This window comes from Pseudomonas agronomica (genome assembly GCF_025917275.1).
Classification (GTDB): domain Bacteria; phylum Pseudomonadota; class Gammaproteobacteria; order Pseudomonadales; family Pseudomonadaceae; genus Aquipseudomonas; species Aquipseudomonas agronomica.
The window spans coordinates 1-960 of record NZ_JAOSHO010000910.1 but is presented as its reverse complement, the minus strand read 5'-3'; the positions used below and the strand labels follow the sequence as shown (position 1 = coordinate 960).

Annotated in this window: 1 protein-coding gene; it reads left to right on the top strand. The window is 60.8% G+C overall.

Annotated elements, in window-relative coordinates; genetic code table 11:
* Positions 1-881 (top strand): OprD family porin (locus OC610_RS28050; protein ID WP_264432876.1); only part of this gene is annotated, 881 nt, incomplete at its 5' end.
* Positions 882-960 lie beyond the last annotated feature (79 nt).

Genomic DNA, 960 nt, shown 5'->3' with positions numbered 1-960 from the left:
CCGGCGACGTGTCGATCTTTTTGCCGTTCGCTTTCGCCAGCCCCTCACGGTTGCTGCCGCAGACGTTTCGCGGGACGACCCTCAGTTCCAAGGACTTCGATGGCCTGACACTGAACACCGGCTACATCGACCGCATCGCCCGGCGCGACTCCTCCGATTACCAACCCATGACCATCGCCTCGCCCAATCGCCGTTTCAATGGCGCGGCGACAACGTCCCATATGGCGTATGTCGGGGGCGACTACCAGGTCAACAAAGACCTAAGCCTGCGCATCTACCACGCCGAGGTGGCTGACCTGTACCAACAGAACACCTTCGCTTTATTGCATAACCTGCCGTTGGGCGACGGTGTGCTGACCACCGACTTGCGCAGTTTCTTCAGCGATGAAGACGGCGCCGCCAAGGCCGGCAAAGTGGATAACCGCAACGTCTCGGCGCTGGTGGGTTATCGCCTCGGCGGCCATCGCGTCAGCCTGGGGTACATGCATGCCAGCGGTGATACCGCAACGCCGTACGTGTCTGGCACCGAGCTGATGGGCTTGAGCGAAATGACCATGAGTTCGGACTTTCTCAACGCCAAGGAGCGTACCTGGCAAGCGATCCACGACTACGACTTCGCCGCCGTCGGCGTGCCAGGCCTGCGAACCCGGTTGCGCTACGTGCGTGGCGATCATATCGAATTGGCGGCCCTCAACGCCGAAGATCGCAAGGAGCGAGAGTTCCAGATGGAGTTGGGCTATGTGATCCAGAGCGGTCCGCTGAAGAACGTCGGCCTGCTGGCGCGCAAGTCGATCTATCGCAACGATTTCCCGGGCACGGCGGCGTTTCGCGATGAGAACCAGACGCGGTTTCTGGTGACGTATAGCGTGCCGATCTGGTGAAGTACTGAAGGGCTATGCAACGCTTTTGTGGCGAGGGAGCTTGCTCCCGCTGGGTGAAGTAGGAGCTGGCGAAGCCTGC